The organism is Aestuariibaculum sp. YM273 (assembly GCF_030908365.1).
Lineage (GTDB): Bacteria > Bacteroidota > Bacteroidia > Flavobacteriales > Flavobacteriaceae > Aestuariibaculum > Aestuariibaculum marinum.
Genome location: NZ_CP133090.1, coordinates 726,234 through 743,990, shown reverse-complemented (window position 1 = coordinate 743,990; position 17,757 = coordinate 726,234). Strand labels below are relative to the sequence as shown.

At 35.9% G+C, this 17,757-nt stretch carries 13 protein-coding genes; 11 read left to right on the top strand and 2 right to left on the bottom strand.

Going from position 1 to position 17,757, the window contains the following annotated elements; all coding sequences use genetic code 11:
• Positions 1–24 precede the first annotated feature (24 nt).
• From RBH94_RS03295 to RBH94_RS03270, 6 genes are all read left to right on the top strand, one after another.
• Entirely contained in the window at positions 25–1,590 is a 1,566-nt protein-coding gene (locus RBH94_RS03295) for a solute:sodium symporter family transporter (RefSeq protein WP_307882348.1), read from the top strand.
• Between the two features lie 29 nt (positions 1,591–1,619).
• Entirely contained in the window at positions 1,620–3,125 is a 1,506-nt protein-coding gene (gene araA / locus RBH94_RS03290) for an L-arabinose isomerase (RefSeq protein ID WP_307882347.1), read from the top strand.
• 211 nt (positions 3,126–3,336) lie between these two features.
• The gene (gene msrB / locus RBH94_RS03285) at positions 3,337–3,795 is read left to right on the top strand and encodes a peptide-methionine (R)-S-oxide reductase MsrB (protein WP_307882346.1); all 459 of its coding nucleotides are present in this window, start codon (positions 3,337–3,339) and stop codon (positions 3,793–3,795) included.
• Positions 3,795–4,334, top strand: a complete 540-nt coding sequence (gene msrA / locus RBH94_RS03280; RefSeq protein ID WP_307882345.1) for a peptide-methionine (S)-S-oxide reductase MsrA — start codon at positions 3,795–3,797, stop codon at positions 4,332–4,334. Before msrB ends, msrA begins: the two co-directional genes overlap by 1 nt.
• Before the next feature lie 2 nt (positions 4,335–4,336).
• Positions 4,337–5,899, top strand: a complete 1,563-nt coding sequence (locus RBH94_RS03275; protein ID WP_307882344.1) for a YdiU family protein — start codon at positions 4,337–4,339, stop codon at positions 5,897–5,899.
• A gap of 29 nt (positions 5,900–5,928) precedes the next feature.
• On the top strand, positions 5,929–8,310 hold the full coding sequence (locus RBH94_RS03270) for a GAF domain-containing protein (protein WP_307882343.1): 2,382 nt from the start codon (positions 5,929–5,931) through the stop codon (positions 8,308–8,310).
• Between the two features lie 16 nt (positions 8,311–8,326).
• On the opposite strand, the gene RBH94_RS03265 is transcribed toward RBH94_RS03270, so the two are convergent.
• A complete protein-coding gene (locus tag RBH94_RS03265; RefSeq protein ID WP_307882342.1) occupies positions 8,327–9,514 on the bottom strand; it encodes a Pycsar system effector family protein in 1,188 nt (395 codons plus the stop codon).
• Between the two features lie 218 nt (positions 9,515–9,732).
• On the opposite strand from RBH94_RS03265, the gene RBH94_RS03260 reads away from it, so the two are divergent.
• Positions 9,733–13,440: a metallophosphoesterase gene (locus RBH94_RS03260; protein ID WP_307882341.1), complete on the top strand. Its 3,708-nt coding sequence runs from the start codon at positions 9,733–9,735 to the stop codon at positions 13,438–13,440.
• Positions 13,441–13,455: 15 nt separating this feature from the next.
• On the opposite strand, the gene RBH94_RS03255 is transcribed toward RBH94_RS03260, so the two are convergent.
• The gene (locus RBH94_RS03255; protein ID WP_307882340.1) at positions 13,456–14,274 is read right to left on the bottom strand and encodes a hypothetical protein; all 819 of its coding nucleotides are present in this window, start codon (positions 14,272–14,274) and stop codon (positions 13,456–13,458) included.
• 93 nt (positions 14,275–14,367) lie between these two features.
• Between RBH94_RS03255 and RBH94_RS03250 the strand changes: the two genes are divergently transcribed.
• The 4 genes from RBH94_RS03250 to RBH94_RS03235 all read left to right on the top strand — a co-directional run bounded on the left by RBH94_RS03250 (position 14,368) and on the right by RBH94_RS03235 (position 17,756).
• Complete coding sequence (locus tag RBH94_RS03250) at positions 14,368–15,237, top strand: acyl-CoA thioesterase II (protein ID WP_307882339.1); 870 nt, start codon at positions 14,368–14,370, stop codon at positions 15,235–15,237.
• On the top strand, positions 15,237–15,926 hold the full coding sequence (locus tag RBH94_RS03245; RefSeq protein WP_307882338.1) for a glycerophosphodiester phosphodiesterase family protein: 690 nt from the start codon (positions 15,237–15,239) through the stop codon (positions 15,924–15,926). The genes RBH94_RS03250 and RBH94_RS03245 overlap by 1 nt, the downstream gene beginning before the upstream one ends.
• An 85-nt stretch (positions 15,927–16,011) precedes the next feature.
• Positions 16,012–17,223, top strand: coding sequence for an NAD(P)/FAD-dependent oxidoreductase (locus RBH94_RS03240; protein WP_307882337.1), 1,212 nt, complete (start codon positions 16,012–16,014; stop codon positions 17,221–17,223).
• Positions 17,220–17,756 carry a DUF1697 domain-containing protein gene (locus RBH94_RS03235; protein ID WP_307882336.1) on the top strand — a complete coding sequence of 179 codons (537 nt, stop codon included), beginning with the start codon at positions 17,220–17,222 and terminating at the stop codon, positions 17,754–17,756. Before RBH94_RS03240 ends, RBH94_RS03235 begins: the two co-directional genes overlap by 4 nt.
• The last annotated feature ends 1 nt before the right edge of the window (position 17,757 follow it).

Genomic DNA, 17,757 nt, shown 5'->3' with positions numbered 1-17,757 from the left:
ATAACTAAAACTAAATAAACTATTATGAGTATTTTATCTTTTGTCGCTTTTACTTTGCTGGTTGCCGTAATTGCATGGTGGTCAACAAGAAAAACAGATGAGAATTCATCTGATGGGTATTTCTTAGGAGGTAGAAGTCTTACTGGGCCTGTAATTGCAGGGTCTTTATTGCTTACCAACTTATCAACAGAACAAATTGTGGGAATGAATGGTGTATCGTTTAGAGATGGTATTCCAATTATGGCTTACGAAGTTGTAGCAGCAATTGCTATGGTGTTTACCGCATTTGTTTTATTACCTAAATACCTTAAAAGTGGTATTGCAACCATTCCTCAGTTTTTAGAGAACCGTTATGGTAAAAGTACAAAAACAATTGTCTCATTATTATTCTTATTAGGATATGCAATTTCGATGCTTCCAACCGTATTGTACTCTGGAGCATTAGCGATAAACACCATGTTTGATATTCCTGAAATGATTGGAATGGAGCCAGAACCGGCCTTATGGGTTACGGTTTGGGCTATAGGTATTATTGGTAGTATCTATGCGATTTTTGGTGGATTGAAAGCGGTAGCAGTATCCGATTCTATTAACGCAGTAGGTTTAATTGTTGGAGGGTCTTTAATCCCAATCTTCGGTTTAATGAAAATTGGTGATGGAAACGTTTTTCAAGGATTAAAAACTTTAACTACAACTTTACCTGAGAAGTTTGATATTATTGGTGGACCAGATTCAGATGTGCCTTTTGCAACCCTATTTACGGGGATGTTAATCGTAAATTTCTACTATTGGGGAACCAACCAGGCTATCATTCAAAGAGCCTTAGGTGCTAAAAACTTAAAAGAAGGTCAGAAAGGATTATTGTTAGCAGCATTCATTAAAATCTTAGGGCCATTCATCGTAGTACTTCCTGGTATTATTGCATTCTATTTATTCAATGGAGATTTAGCTAATGCCGATGAAGCGTATCCAATGGTTGTAAAAGCAGTATTGCCAGTTGCCTTTATAGGGTTCTTTGCTGCAGTGCTTTTTGGAGCGATTTTAAGTTCATTTAATAGTGCCTTAAATAGTTCAGTAACGTTATTCGGTTTAGATTTCTACAAAGAATATATCAATCACGATGCATCTGAAAAGCAAGTGGTAAAAGCAGGTAAAACTTTTGGTATCGTGCTGGCGTTATTCTCTATGGCGATTGCACCATTATTATATGGCGTTGAAGGAGGAATCTTCACGTATTTACAAGAGTTAAATGGAACGCATAGTGTGCCGATTTTAGCGATCATTTTAGTTGGAATCTTTTCTAAGCGTGTGTCGGGAAAAGCAGCAAACATATCTATTGTATTCAGTGTAGTAACATATTTAACAACGTTATATGTTATTAAACCAGATATTAGTTTCTTACACTTAATGGGTATTCTGTTTGTGTTAACCGTAATCATCATGTATGTAGTGAGTTCTTTTGTTCCAAGAGAAACAGACTACAATCAAGAGTATACAAAACAAGTGGATATCACACCTTGGCAATATTTAAAACCAGTTGGTTTCGCTGTTGTTGCGGCTGTGGTGGCACTTTATATTTATTTATCATAATAATTAACAAAAACTATTTTTTATAAATAATGATTAATTTTAAACAAGGTGAAGTTTGGTTTGTAACAGGTAGTCAACACCTTTACGGACCTGAGACCTTAAAACAGGTTGCCGAACATTCAAAAGAAATTGCAAATGCCTACACAGAAAGTTCTGAGATTCCGGTAAATGTAGTTTTCAAGCCAACAGTTAAGACGGCAGATGAGATTCACGCAATTTGCAAAGCTGCAAATAACGATGATAACTGTATTGGTATTATTACTTGGATGCACACGTTCTCTCCGGCAAAAATGTGGATTGCTGGTTTAACGGCTTTACAAAAACCATTTTTACACTTACATACGCAGTTCAACAGGGATATTCCTTGGGGAACTATCGATATGGATTTCATGAACCTAAACCAATCGGCACACGGTGGTCGTGAGTTCGGATTCTTAGTATCGCGTTTACGTAAAAACCGTAAAGTGGTTGTAGGTCACTGGAAAAATGAAAAAGTTATCAAACAAGTAGCAGACTGGTGTCGTGTTGCTAATGCTGTAGCAGATAGCCGTCGAATGAAAGTCGCTCGTTTTGGAGATAACATGCGTCAGGTAGCTGTAACCGATGGAAACAAAGTATCTGCACAAATTAAATTTGGATATGAAGTTAATGGTTACGGAATTGGTGACTTAGTTGATTTTGTGGATCAAATTACCGATGCACAGGTAGACCGTTTAGTACAAGAGTACGACGATACTTATGTGATGGCTCAAAAAATTAAAGCTGATGGATCTATGCGTCAGTCTTTAAGAGACGCAGCTAAAATCGAATTAGGAATGCGTGCCTTCTTAGAAAATGGAGGGTATTCTGCATTTACTGATACATTCGAAGATTTACACGGTATGAAACAATTACCAGGTATCGCAACCCAGCGTTTAATGGCAAGCGGTTACGGTTTTGGTGGCGAAGGTGACTGGAAAACATCTGCTTTAGTACGTACAATGAAAGTTATGGGTGCTGGTCTTGAAGGAGGTAACAGTTTCATGGAAGATTATACATACCATTTCGATCCGGATAACTCAACGTGTTTAGGGTCTCATATGTTAGAGATCTGTCCTACAATTGCTAAAGGTGATGTGTCTTGCGAAATTCACCCATTAGGAATTGGAGGAAAAGAAGATCCTGTACGTTTAGTATTTAACAGTGGAGCAGGTAAAGCTTTAAATGCGTCTGTTGTAGATATGGGTAACCGTTTCAGAATGTTAGTAAATAAAGTAGAGGCTGTAGAAATTGAAAACGATATGCCTCACTTACCGGTTGCTCGCGTATTGTGGGATGCTAAGCCAGATTTACAAACAGCTGCTGCTGCTTGGATTCACGCTGGTGGTGCACACCATACATGTTATAGCCAGAATATCTCTGCTGAATCTTTAGAAGATTATGCAGATATTATGGATATCGAATTCTTATTAATCGACGAGAAAACCGATTTATACAGATTTAAACAAGAGTTGCGTTGGAATGATGCAGCTTACGCAATAAACAAAGGATTTTAGTTTTATCTGAATTCTTTAATTAATCTTAAAAAACCACTGAGAGCTTACTCTCGGTGGTTTTTTCGTTATATAGAGTTTAACATGCTCTTGGGAGAGAATATCTGTATTTATCATTAAATTGTAAATAGCGAATAGTTGAAAGGAAACCAATGTTCTGTCGACTATTCTTTAACTTTGACGAAAATTAATATAAAAGAAAGATATCAAGCCTATGTTGACTTGGAAAGACATTATAAATTTTACAGTTAATGGTAATCCTAAACCAGATACTCGAATTGAAAAAACTGAGGAACAATGGAAAGAACAATTAACCCCAGAACAATATAGAATTACCAGAGAAAAAGGAACCGAAGCACCGCATGCTGGAGCTTTATGTTCTTCATACGAAGAAGGAAAATACAATTGTGTATGTTGCGATACGCCCTTATTTGATTCTACCATAAAATTCAGTTCAGGGACAGGTTGGCCAAGTTTTACGCAACCCATAAAAACAAATGCTGTCAAATATGAAAAGGATGTGTCCTTTGGTATGGTTCGAGTAGAAATTATGTGTAATACCTGCGATTCGCATTTAGGTCATGTGTTCCCTGACGGACCAGAACCAAGTGGATTGCGCTATTGTGTGAACTCAGAATCACTAACATTACAAACTGTGGAAGAAGAAAATTAATGGAAGAAAAAACATTACAATTAATGACTGTGGGTGGTGGCTGCTTTTGGTGTGTCGAAGCTGTTTTTAATGAAATAAGAGGTATTGAAAAAATGGTTTCGGGTTATACAGGCGGAACAGCACCAGGTAAACCAACGTATCGAGAAGTGTGTTCAGGGTTAACTGGTCATGCCGAAGTTGTTCAAATTACGTATGATGCCAATGTAGTATCGTTTGAAGATTTGTTACTTGTTTTCATGACGAGTCACGATCCAACAACATTAAACAGACAAGGTGCCGATGTAGGAACACAATACCGTTCTGTAATTTATTATCACAACGACTTTCAGAAAGATGTTGCCGAGGTTGTGGTAGAAGAAATAGCTCAGTATTACGACAATCCTATTGTGACAGAAATTAGTCCGTTAGGCATCTTTTATGAAGCTGAAGATTATCATCAAGATTATTACGCAAATAATAAAGAACAAATGTATTGTGCGGCAGTAATCACACCTAAATTGGCAAAGCTTAGAAAAATGCATGCCGAAAAATTAAAATAAAAATGAACCTAAATATCGATAATACATTCATAGATAGCTTACCTGCCGATGCTGTAAAAGAAAATACGAGGCGTCAGGTAGAAAAGGCTTGCTATTCGTTTGTAATTCCCAAACAAACCGCAAAACCAGAGTTGCTTCATGTGTCTGAAGCCATGTTGGAGCAGTTAGGATTGTCGAAAGAAGATAGCGAAAGTGATACCTTTTTAAAAGTATTCACTGGAAATGAAGTGTATGAAAATACTAAGCCTTACGCCATGTGTTACGGCGGGCATCAGTTTGGGAATTGGGCAGGTCAATTAGGCGATGGACGAGCAATAAATTTATTTGAGGTTAATCATAATAATCAACGTTGGGCCGTACAGCTAAAAGGCGCTGGCGAAACGCCGTATTCAAGAACAGCCGACGGTTTGGCAGTGTTGCGTTCGTCCATTCGTGAGTATTTGTGTAGTGAAGCTATGCATTATTTGGGTGTGCCAACAACACGAGCGTTAACGTTAGCCTTATCTGGTGATCAGGTATTACGTGATATGTTGTATAATGGCAATGCCGCTTACGAAAAAGGAGCAATCGTTACGCGCGTAGCACCAAGCTTTTTACGTTTTGGGAACTTCGAAATTTTTGCTGCTCGTCAAGATGTTGAAAATTTAAAAAACCTGGTTGATTTTACAATAAAAGAGCATTATCCCGAATTAGGCAAACCAAGTAGGGAAACCTACCTTAAATTCTTTAAAGAAGTCAGCAATCGTACCTTAGATATGATTATTCACTGGCAACGTGTTGGTTTTGTGCATGGGGTGATGAATACTGATAATATGTCTATTTTAGGATTAACCATAGATTACGGACCATACGGTTGGTTGGAAGGTTTCGATTACGGCTGGACACCAAATACCACCGACAGAGAACATAAACGCTACCGTTACGGCAATCAGCCAAATATTGGGCTTTGGAATCTCTTTAAGTTGGCAAACGCACTTTATCCGTTGATTGAAGAAGCTGAGCCGTTAGAAGCTATTTTAGATGCTTATAAAATAGATTTTGATAAGAAATCTTTCGAAATGATGCGTAGTAAACTTGGTTTAGAAACCGAAGATGTTTTCGATAAATCCTTGATTCAGGATCTTGAAGACAACCTGTTGTTAATAGAAACCGATATGACCATTTTCTTTAGAAACCTAAGTCAGTTTAAAAAGGAAAATTATTTAGAAGGCACCCAAATAGTAGAGGGTGCTTTTTACAAGGCAGAAGAATTAACGGGAGAAGTGATTAACAAATGGCAGGCGTGGTTTCAGCGTTATGCAGACCGATTACAGCAGGAAAGCATTTCAGACGAAAGTCGAAAAGAAAAAATGAATTCGGTTAACCCTAAATATGTGCTTCGTAATTATATGGCACAATTAGCTATTGATGCCGCCGATAATGGAAATTATTCGTTAATTGATGAATTATTTCAACTGTTAAAACAACCTTATGCCGAGCAGCCAAATAAGGAAAAATGGTTTGCTAAACGTCCGGAATGGGCGCGACATAAAGTTGGGTGTTCCATGTTATCCTGTAGTTCTTAATTTGTAACTTTGCAGCATCTGTAAAAGCTATGATAGATATCAACGAAAATACACCGTCGCCGTTCGATTTAAGAATAAGTTTTAATAAACTTATTGAACATTATGAGCGCTTATCAACAAGTGATGACGATTTTATTGCATCTAAGGCTCGTAAAGTCTTAGAGGTGCAAAAGCCACATCCTATTTTAAGAGAAGGCTTTAGTGATCTTACTTATTTTGAAACTTATAAGAAGGAAATAAAGCTGATTTTACAGGATTCGTTTAGCGAAGTGTTAAGTAATAACGAAATTAAAACGGCGTCTATGCCTTTTAAAGACGTAGTATTTAATGCGTCGAACCGATTCAGAAAATTAATTGAAGAAGCAGGTGAAGGTTTTCAGTTGAAAATGAAAAGCATGCCGGAAGATGACATTTATATCATGTCCTGTGCAGTCATCTTAAATGCGTGTTACGGATATAATCTTAATTTTAAGCGTCCTATTTTATATGAAATACCGGATGCTCAAGGTGTAATGCGTTATTATAAAATAGCGTACAATGCCGATTTTATTGAAATCCTACCAACCGAGCATGCACCTAAAATTACTCAGGAAGATTTCAATGAATTAATAGATAATTTCAATAATATTGAATTGTGGAAAACTAAATTTCCACCAAAAAGCTACTTGTTTAGAGGTTTTGTGATTTCAAATATGTTTGATATAACAGACGATCAGTCCATATCAAATATGAAATCGACGTTTATATCCGAAAATAAAGTTCAGAGCAAAGATAATATGGCAGATTTTCAAACCATATTTCAATCTTTATTTGGTATTAAGGATTTACAGGTTGGTTTTTCAATTTACAACAAAACAGAAGATAGTTTCGATTGTGTACATGAACAAGGTGTACAAAGTTTCTTGTTGAAAGATGTTGAAGAATCGCCATGTAAAACTATATTATGTGAGGCTTCTTATAAATCGTTAATCAATAAAAATACATCTTATTCCATTTCTGATGTTGATAAGTATTTTAAAATGTCAGAAGGTAAGGTTGCGCAGTTCAGAATTTTAAAAGAACAGGGGATTAAGAGTGCAATTTTTGCGCCAATTTCAGATAAAAATGAGTTGTTGGGGATTTTAGAGATTGTATCGAAAACACCTAAAATTTTAAATAGCGTTAATGCCAATAAATTGGTGGATGTTATGCCGTTTATTCTGTCGGCGGTAAAACGTTCTAAACGTGAATATGAAAACTTAATCGAAGCCGTTATTCAGCAGGAATGTACTTCAATCCATTCCAGTGTGTCCTGGAAATTTGAAAATGCTGCACGTCAGTTTTTAAAAGATAAACAGGATGTTGGTAGTAATGCTATATTCAGTAAAATCAGTTTTGAAAATGTCTATCCGCTGTTCGGTCAAATTGATGTAAAAGGATCTTCTGAAGTGAGAAATCTGGCGACAAAAAGAGATTTGGAGTTGCAATTAACTTTGGTGAATCGTATTATTCATGACGTGCTTGAAGATGAAACCTTACCGATTTACGAACAGTTGAAATATCAAATTGATAGCTACAGAAACTTGCTGCAAGAAGATTTTAAGGTAGATAGCGAACAACAAATAGCTAATTTCTTTAAGCAGGAAATAGAACCGTTGTTTAAGTTTTTTATGGTGAAAAAGGAAGCATATCGCGAAGCCATACAAGATTATTTTAGTAAGGTAGATCCGAATTTAAATGTGGTATATCATTACCGAAAAGATTTCGATAAAACCATAGCACTGATTAATAAAAACATGGCTTCTGTTTTGGATGAGAAACAGAAGGATGCCCAAAAAATGTATCCGCATTATTTCGAACGTTTTAAAACAGACGGGGTAGAGCACAACATGTATATTGGTGAGGCTATAACCAAAGAGGAAAGCTTTAATACAATTTATCTTTACAATTTAAGGTTGTGGCAGTTACAGGTTATGTGCGAGATGGAGAACGAATACTATCAGAATCGTCATGTGTATCCTGTGTCACTGGATGTCGCTTCCATGATTTTGGTCTTTAATCAGCCATTAACTATTAGCTTCAGAATGGATGAGAAGCAGTTTGATGTTGATGGAACTTACAATGCGCGTTATGAAGTGGTTAAGAAACGCGTAGATAAAGCGGTTATAAAAGGAACCGGGCAACGCGTTACAGAAAAAGGAAAAATAACCATCATCTACTCTCAAAAGGAAGATGAAGTAGAATATTTAGAATATATTAAATTCTTGCAGCATAAAAAGTTACTCAATGATGATGTTGAAATTGTTGAGCTTGAGGATTTACAAGGTGTTACAGGGGTAAAGGCTATTCGTGTTAGTATTCTTTACCAACATCAGGAAAATGCCAAAGACTTTTATACTTACGAAGATTTAATGAAAACCATCAAGGCCTAGCGAAACAATATTTACTTTAATTCATTAATTTAAACGAGATAGCGAAAGCTAATACCGATACGATAATACCAATCATAAAGCAAGAATAGGTAATGCGTAAAATACGGTATTTGCGGTCCAGTACTTTTCCTAAAAAATATAAGTCTTTAGTAAGTGATGAATAAACGTAGTCTTTGTCTTTTAGAAGTTCGCTAATCGCCCATTCAAACTCGTTTAGTTCCATTTTATGAAAATTACCAAAGAAGGTCAGGTTCACATTTTTATTAGCCACATCTTCTTTTGTAAACTCTCCGCGTGTTACGTTTGGTCTCGTAGCAATGATGGATAAAACCATAGAAATGACACTAGACGTGGTAAAAATAGCGGTTGGTATAATTAAAAAGGCATTACTAGGATTATCTAATTTTGAAAATAGGTTAGATAAAACCAACGAAATGATAATGGCATTTACCGAAAGCAGAATATTAGCTTTGGTATCGGCAATATCACTAAGTTTTATGTGATTTCTTAAAGCAACGCGATAAAAGGTTTGAATGCCACGTTCCGGGCTTTCGCTCTTGTATTGAGCCTTATACTTTGCTTTGAGTTTTTCTTTGTTTAATTGCTCTTTTAGTTTTTTCTTTCGCTTAATCAGTTTAGCAAGATTATCTTCTTTCTGTTTTTGCCAATGTTTTAAGGCATAATCAGTATAAAATTCGTGTTTTTTGGTTAGTACTTTTATGTTTTCATCTAACCATTCCGAAGCCGAATAATTCTTTACACCCTGAATTTCCAGTTCTTTTCTTAAAAACTCGCTGGCCTCATCAAAATAAGGTTTCCCAAAGTGTGACGAGTCGGCATCGCGAATAATTTTTTCTAATTCGGTAGTTGGTGATCCTTCAAATTTAGTAGCCAGAATACAGTTATTAATGGCGGCAATAGTGGTTTGGTCTACTTCTTTGTCTGTTAAAAATTCAGTAGCAATTTTTACACTTTCTTCCTCATGATTTTCTCTGGAATTAATATAGCCTGTATCGTGAAGTAGAGCTGCTAACTGAAGCATTTCAGCATCTTCTTTGCTGATGTCTGAGTTCTCGATAATTTCTCGTAGGCTTCTTAAGACACGCTCTGTATGTGTAAGGTTGTGGTATAAAAAAGTTTGGTCTAATTGCGACTTAAACAAATTAAAAACAAACGATTCTGTGTTTTCTATTAATTGCGACATAAACTATTGGGATTACACGGGTACAAATTACTAAATTTAACTAAAAGAGACAGTATTTTAATCTATAATCGAGATTTGAAAATTTCATTAAAAACAATCTTTTTGGTCATTAATGTTAAGGGAGATAAGTTTAGGAAGTTTGTTTATCTTTAAAGTAACTTGTTTTTATAACGTAGCGTAACTCAAATTAGTACCTTTATAGTTTAAAAATAACCCTAATGAAGTTATACTTTCAAACCATTTCAGTTTTAGTGAGTTTCATCATTTTAACGGCTTGTGCAACTAAAAAAGCGCAATATAAAAATGAAATCTCCACGAAGGTCGATTTTCCTGATAAAGAAGTTGAAGCAACGTTTTATTTGATTGGTGATGGAGGTTTGGTGTATAATAATGAAGCTTCAGAAGGTATTAAAGCATTTCAGAATTTTATAAAAAATAGGGAAACTAAAAATGACTTTGTCTTGTTTTTAGGTGATAATATTTATCCTGCAGGTATGCCTAAAAAAGGCAAAAAAGGAAGAGCCGAAGCCGAGCAAAGTTTAAAAGTGCAAATTCAAGCGGTAGAAGGCTTTGAAGGCAAAACTATTTTCATTCCTGGCAATCACGATTGGTATGCGAATCGACTGGTTGGATTAAAGGAAGAAGAAAAGTTTATTGAAAAAGAACTAGGGAAAAACACTTTTTTACCGGAAAATGGTTGTCCAATTGAAAGTGTCGATGTTAGTGATAAGGTACAATTGGTTATTGTAGATACGCAATGGTATTTAGAGAATTGGAATAAAAATCCAACAATAAACGACGATTGTGAGATAAAAACCGAGGAACGTTTTTTTGATGAATTAGAAGGAGAAATTAAAAAGGCACAAGGTAAAACTGTGGTAATTGCCATGCACCACCCAATGTTTACAAATGGCGCACATGGTGGCGAGTTTGGTGCTGCAAAACATTTGTTTCCAATGCAGAAGCCTATTCCGCTTCCTGGTTTAGCATCGTTAGCGGTGCAATTACGTGCGCAAGGCGGGGTTTCTCCACAAGATCGTTATAATAAGCGGTATAATGAATTGATGCAACGCATAGAAACCATGTCTATAAATAATGGAAATATCGTGTTTGTTTCAGGGCATGAACACACCTTGCAGTATATAGAACATGAAGGCGTGAAGCAGATTATTTCCGGAGCAGGTTCTAAAGAATCTTATGCCGCGTTAGGAGAAGATGGTTTGTTCTCCTATGGGAAGCAAGGGTTTGCGGTTTATAAGGTTTTTAAAGATGGAAGTTCGCGGGTGTTGTTTTATGCGTCCAATAACGGAGAACCTAAATTATTATATCAAAAGGAAGTCTACAAACCGTATCAGCCGTTTGATGTGTCTGATTTAGAAGAGCACTTCCTGCAAACGTTGGAAGTTTCTGTTTACAGTGATGAAGAAACCGACCGTTCTCAATCGTTCAAAACGTTCTGGGGTGATCATTATCGTGATTTATATAGCACGAAGATCAAAGCCCGGGTAGCGACATTAGATACGCTTTATGGCGGATTGGAAATTGTTAGAAAAGGCGGTGGTCATCAAACACGATCTTTACGATTACAAACTAAAGATGGTCGTCAGTTTAATATGAGAGCACTTCGAAAAAGTGCAACGCAGTATCTTCAGGCGGTATTATTTAAGGATATTTATATAGAAAACGATTTTAAGCAGACCGAAGTTGAAGAGTTGATTCTTGATTTTTACACAGCAGCTCATCCCTATGCTTTCGAGATTATTCCGGAACTGTCAAAAGCAGCAAAAGTATATCATACCACCCCTCAACTTTATTACATTCCGAAGCATAAATATTTAGGAGATTTCAATGACGAATATGGTGATGAATTGTATATGATTGAAGAACGTCCGGAAGAAAACCAGGCGTATAAGAAGAATTTTGGATATGCCGATGATATTGAAAGTTCACATGATATTATTGCCAAAATAAGAAAGGATGAAAAGTATAAAATAGATGAAGAGGCATACATAAGAGCACGATTGTTTGATATGCTTATTGGCGATTGGGACAGGCATCAGGATCAGTGGAGGTGGGCACAATTCAATCAGGAAAATGGAGATAAACTGTATCGGCCAATTCCAAGAGATCGTGACCAAGCATTTTCAAATTTCGATGGCGGTTTGTTAACATTGCTTAAAAAAATTAGTAACCCGGTAAAGCAGCTTCAGGTTTACGATGCCGACCTAAAAGATATTAAATGGATTAATAATGCAGGTGTAAAATTAGATCGCGTATTAATTCAGAATGCAAAAGAAGATTTGTGGTTAAAACAAGCTGAATTTCTTCAAAAAAATATAACCGATGACGTTATAGAAAGTGCCTTTAAAAATGTGCCAGATGCCGTTAAAAATAAACAGCTTCAGGATATAAAACAAAAGTTAACCGGCAGGCTTGGTAATCTTAAGGATATTGCCAGTCGTTACTATGCTTATTTAAACGAATTAGCGATTATCACAGCCACGGACAAAGATGATTATATCGAGGTACTGCGTGTAGATGATTATAAGACCAGAGTTGTCATATCACGAATCAAAAAAGGGAAAAAGGCAGATGTTTTAGTGGACAGAATTTTCGATAAAAACATTACTAAAGAACTTTGGGTTTATGGTTTAGATGATAAAGATATTTTTGAGGTTTCTGGAGAAGGAAAACATCCTATTTTTACTCGATTAATAGGAGGGCAAAACAATGACACTTATATTATAAAAAACGGTAAGGGTATTAAAGTTTACGACTACAAGAGTAAAAAGAATACGGTCGAGGAAAATAAAGGAGGTGGAATTAATTTAACAGATATCTATACATTGAATTTGTTCGATTACGAAAAAGGCATAACCCGAACTAATTTTATTGCTCCAGGTATAGGTTATAATCCTGATGATGGGATGAAGTTAGGAGTATCTTTTACCCGAACAACCAAAGGTTTTAAGCGTAATCCGTTTTCAACACAGCATCGTTTTAATGGCGGGTATTATTTCGCAACCAACGGTTATGATATACGTTATAACGGTGAGTTTGCTAATGTTTTAGGTGAATGGAATTTAGTTTTAGGTGGTGTTTTTGCCAGTGAAAATTTTACCAATAATTTCTTTGGTTATGGAAACGAAACTGAAAATAATGATGATAATTTAGGTTTAGATTACAATCGTGTAAAAACAGGAATTTATGGATTTGATATAGGACTATCTAAGACTACAAATTACGGAAGTGCCTTTGGTGCAAAATTAATGTTTGAAGGAATTGAAATTCAAGATACCCCGAATCGATTTATTTCAGAATTTGAACCGTTAATTAATCTTGATTTTTATGAGCGCCGTTTTTTTGCTGGTGCCGAAATAAATTATAGCTATAACAGTTTCGATAAAAAGTTAAACCCATCACGCGGGATGACCTTTTTAACCGAAGTTGGTGGAAAAACCGAGCTTAAAGAATCGACGTTTACTTACGGTTATATCAATTCGAATTTAGGGTTTTACAATGCCTTATCGGTAAATAAAAGATGGGTGTTAAAAACTGATGCTCGAACTCAGTTACGATTTGGTGATGATTTAATATTTTATCAGGCTGCGAATATTGGGGGTGAAAATGGATTTAGAGGGTATCGTACACAACGTTTTACCGGACGTAATTCGTTTATAGGTAGCGCCGATTTACGTTACAGTTTCAATTCGTTTAAAACCGGATTTGCACCATTACAAATAGGTGTGTTTGGAGGTGGTGATGTAGGACGTGTTTGGTTGAGAGGTGATCATTCCAACAAATGGCATAATGATTATGGTGGTGGTTTTTGGGTGGCAGCTGCCGAAACTGTTTCGGCTACGTTTAACCTGTTTAATGGAGAAGATGGTATGCGATTTTCATTTGGGTTTGGAATGAAGTTTTAAGTGATTTTGACAGCTTTAATTTTTTTGCTTCAACTCAAAACGATAAATATTACTACCTAAATCGTCATTGCTTTCATCAGTGATTAAAATGTTGTTGTCGTCTTCAAAACAAACACCTTCTTTTTGAGAATCGTGTTCAAAAGGTAGTTTAGTTAGCTTCCCTCCAAAGAAATTGTCGTCTGTGAAGTTTGTTAATATCCATACTTTTTCATGGTTTAGTAAAACTACGGTTTTGCCATCTTCGCTAATGTCAGCTGATGTAATGTAATTGTGTTTTCCGTTTAGGTTAAATTCAGTAAGAATTTCAGCGGTATGTTTTCCTATAATATTGGGTACTTTTATTAAAATGGCTTTACCAGATTCTTTACTAAACAAGTAGAAGAAATTATTGAAAAGAAACATCGCCTCAAAGTCTTTAGGTTTTTCACCTTTAGGTAGTTTGAATTTTATCACTTCGGCGGTAGTTTCATCTTCAATGGCTTCTGGATTTGATATTTTTAAAATGCTTAGCCATTTTCGGTTTTTATCATTATTTCCAATATCTCCAATGTAAAGGTTGCCTTCTTTATCGGTGGTTAAATCTTCCCAATCCAGGTTATTTACATTCTTAACATCAATATCTTTTACAATATAACCTTTGTCGTTTAAGCCATAAACATTGTTACGATTTCCAGCGTCTTCAATCACCCAGATTAGATTAGAATTTGTGGTGATTTCATTACCGGAAACTTCCTTTAAATTATTTGGTATATCTGCAACAACAGAAAGTTTTCCTGTGCTGCAAGCAAAGAATAATAAACAGATAGAAAGGGTAAACAGAATTCTTAAGGGCATGATTAATTATTTTGAGCAAAATTAAGTATTTAAAAAATATGGTTGGCTTATTTTCATTTATTAGATTTATAGATTCAATGGAAAAATTAGGGCATGACAACGGTTAATCATTTAATAGATCTTATAAAATTAGGTAAAACAGGCGATACCACTTTTGTTGGTAATAGTGTAACTATAGGTAGTCCGCATGTGTTTGGTGGTCAGGTTTTGGCACAAGCCATTAATGCGGCGAGTAGAACCGATGTTAAAGACCGAATTTTACATTCTATGCATGCTTATTTTTTAGAAGCTGGAGATTTAACAAAACCCATCGAATATAATGTAAGCATTGTGCGCGATGGCGGAAGTTTTTCGGTGCGTCGTGTAACAGCGGCTCAGGAAGGCACGACCATTTTTATTTTATCGGCGTCGTTTCACAAAGAAGAAGAAGGCTATAACCATCAAATTGAGATGCCGAAAGATATTAAACAGCCTGAAGAATTATTAAGTTGGACCGATATGCTCAATCAGTTTGGTGATGCTATTCCATCAAGAACCAAAAGCTTTATAGAGGTTGAGCGTCCAATAGAGTTTAAACCGGTTGAAGTGGTGAATCCATTTAATAAAGAAGATTTGCCATCGTTTACACATGTTTGGTTTAAGTTAAATGGGGATGCACAATCCTTAGATCATGCCACCAAGCAACAGATTTTAACCTATATCTCAGATTATAATATTCTGGCCGCAGCCATGAACCGTCATGCTAGTAAGGCGCACTACGGAAATACACAAACCGCAAGTCTAGACCACTCGATGTGGTATTTTAGAGATTTCGATTTCGATGACTGGATGCTGTATTCCATAGAATCTCCCAACACATCAAATGCGCGTGGCTTTGCCCGAGGAAATATATTTACAAGAGACGGTAAGCTTGTGGCATCTGTAACTCAGGAAGGTTTAATGCGACCAATTAAAAAGAAATAATGAATTATAAAGGTTTAAAAGTGGGACATCGCGGCGCTTTGGCATATGTAGCAGAAAATACCATCGAGTCGATACAAAAAGCATTAGATTTTAATGTAGACGGTATTGAAATCGATGTGCATGAGTGCGCTTCAGGAGAATTGGTAGTTTTCCATGATTTTACCTTAGATCGAATGACCAACGGAACAGGTGAAATTGGTAAACGAACGTTAAGCGAGTTGAAAGAACTAAAGGTTAACGATCATTATAAAATTCCAACGCTTGAAGAAGTTCTAGATTTGATTGATAAATGCTGTTTTCTGAATATCGAATTAAAAGGAAAACACACAGCGGCAAAAACCTGTGAGGTTATTGAAACTTATATAAATGAAAAAGGCTGGAAGTATTCCGATTTTATCGTGTCCAGTTTTCAACATCACGAATTGGAAGATGTTTATAAACTTAATAAACAAATTCCGTTAGCGGTTTTAACGAAAGCCAATGTGGCTGAAGCTATTGAGTTTGCTGAAACCATTAATTCAAAAATAATTCACCCCAATTTTGCTTTATTAACTCGCGAGAACGTTAATTTTGCCCAACAAAAAGGGTATAAAGTAAACACGTGGACGGTAAATGATGAAGAAACCATTGCCAGAATGAAAAGTTATGGTGTAGATGGTATCATTTCCGACTATCCAGATAGAATATGAAATGAGCTATAATAAATTTTGAATCCAATCGAGGTTATTTTTAGCGAATTACATCTGACCTTTGAAAGGTAATAAGTATGAACAGATGAAACAATACGATGTTATTATAGTTGGTGGTGGAGCAGCAGGTTTTTTTGCGGCCATTAATATCGCTGAACAAAATCCGGAGTTAAAAGTCACTATTCTAGAAAAGGCAAAAGAAGGACTTCAAAAAGTTAAGATTTCTGGCGGCGGACGCTGTAACGTCACCCACGCCGAGTTTATTCCGCAGGAATTAATAAAAAATTATCCACGAGGTGAAAAAGAACTGTTAGGACCTTTCCATCAGTTTATGACAGGTGATACCATCGAGTGGTTTGAAAAACGTGGTGTACCTTTAAAAATTGAAGACGACGGACGCATGTTTCCGGAGTCGAATACTTCGCAAACAATTATTGATTGTTTTTTAAGTGAAGCCAAAAAGTATCAGGTTGAGGTATTGTACAGTCAGAATGTTTTAGATATTCAACCTACAGATGAAGGGTTTGAGGTGAAAACTAAAGAAGAATCATATTCTTGTAAAAAACTGTTGCTAGCTACAGGAAGTAGTGTGAAATTCTGGAAACTTCTTGAAAATTTAGGACACACCATTTCACAACCGGTACCATCATTATTTACTTTTAATATTAACGATAAACGCATTAAAGATATTCCAGGAGTTGTGGCTTCGCATGTTGAGGTTACGGTTTTAGGAACCAATTTATATAGCGAAGGTCCACTGTTAATTACGCATTGGGGTATGAGTGCGCCATCTATTTTAAAGCTTTCGGCGTTTGGTGCGGTAGAGTTGGCAAAACTGGATTATAAATTTCAAATAGAAATTAATTTTATAAGGCTTTCATTTGAAGATTGTCTGGATGAATTAAAAGTCTTGAAACAGGATTTAGCCAAGAAAACCGTGTTTAAATCGACGCAATTCGATTTGCCAAAACGCTTATGGCATCAAATGGTCTTGGCCTCAAATATGGGTGAGCAAACCCGTTGGGCCGATTTAAACAAACAACAATTAGAAGTTTTGGCAGGTCAGTTAACTAAAGGCGTTTTTAATGTGGATGGTAAAAGTACCTTTAAAGATGAATTTGTAACTGCTGGTGGTGTCGATTTAAAGGAAATTAACTTTAAAACTTTTGAAAGCCGAATTCATAAAAACCTGTTTTTCGCAGGAGAAGTATTAAATATCGATGCCGTAACTGGCGGATTTAATTTTCAGAATGCCTGGACAGGTGCATATATTGCATCAAAAGCCATAGCAAAATGAAAACCTACATCGCATTACTTCGAGGCATAAACGTTAGTGGACAAAAGAAAATACCGATGGCAGATTTACGTAAGTTACTGGCTGAAGAAGGGTTTAATAACGTTAAAACCTATATTCAAAGTGGTAATGTGATTTTTCAGTCGGATTTAAAAGATGAGATAACTATAGCTGAACGTATTTCAAAAGCGATATTAAAAAAATTCGGTTTCGACGTGTCGGTTTTAGTGAAAACCCCTGAAGATTTTCAAGCTATTTTCGAAGCAAGTCCGTTTTCAGATGAAGCTCTCAAGAAAAGCTATTTCATGTTGTTGTTTGATAAACCAAAACCTGAATTAGCAAAGCAAATTAAGCAATTAAGTACTTCCGAAGAACAATTCACGATTACCGAAAATTGTATTTATTTCTTCAGTTTAAACGGGTATGGTAAAACGAAATTCAATAATAATTTTTTCGAGCGCAAATTGAACATCATTGCGACAGCAAGAAATTACAATACTATGCTAAAGTTGTTATCTTTGTCGGCAGAATCTTAAC

Bases quoted from the DNA above. Each gene is read 5' to 3' on its own strand.
- msrA (WP_307882345.1), top strand. From the start codon at position 3,795: ATGGAAGAAAAAACATTACAATTAATGACTGTGGGTGGTGGCTGCTTT.
- RBH94_RS03250 (WP_307882339.1), top strand. From the start codon at position 14,368: ATGACAACGGTTAATCATTTAATAGATCTTATAAAATTAGGTAAAACA.
- RBH94_RS03240 (WP_307882337.1), top strand. From the start codon at position 16,012: ATGAAACAATACGATGTTATTATAGTTGGTGGTGGAGCAGCAGGTTTT.
- RBH94_RS03265 (WP_307882342.1), bottom strand. From the start codon at position 9,514: ATGTCGCAATTAATAGAAAACACAGAATCGTTTGTTTTTAATTTGTTT.
- RBH94_RS03245 (WP_307882338.1), top strand. From the start codon at position 15,237: ATGAATTATAAAGGTTTAAAAGTGGGACATCGCGGCGCTTTGGCATAT.
- araA (WP_307882347.1), top strand. From the start codon at position 1,620: ATGATTAATTTTAAACAAGGTGAAGTTTGGTTTGTAACAGGTAGTCAA.
- RBH94_RS03255 (WP_307882340.1), bottom strand. From the start codon at position 14,274: ATGCCCTTAAGAATTCTGTTTACCCTTTCTATCTGTTTATTATTCTTT.
- RBH94_RS03295 (WP_307882348.1), top strand. From the start codon at position 25: ATGAGTATTTTATCTTTTGTCGCTTTTACTTTGCTGGTTGCCGTAATT.
- RBH94_RS03260 (WP_307882341.1), top strand. From the start codon at position 9,733: ATGAAGTTATACTTTCAAACCATTTCAGTTTTAGTGAGTTTCATCATT.
- msrB (WP_307882346.1), top strand. From the start codon at position 3,337: ATGTTGACTTGGAAAGACATTATAAATTTTACAGTTAATGGTAATCCT.
- RBH94_RS03275 (WP_307882344.1), top strand. From the start codon at position 4,337: ATGAACCTAAATATCGATAATACATTCATAGATAGCTTACCTGCCGAT.
- RBH94_RS03270 (WP_307882343.1), top strand. From the start codon at position 5,929: ATGATAGATATCAACGAAAATACACCGTCGCCGTTCGATTTAAGAATA.
- RBH94_RS03235 (WP_307882336.1), top strand. From the start codon at position 17,220: ATGAAAACCTACATCGCATTACTTCGAGGCATAAACGTTAGTGGACAA.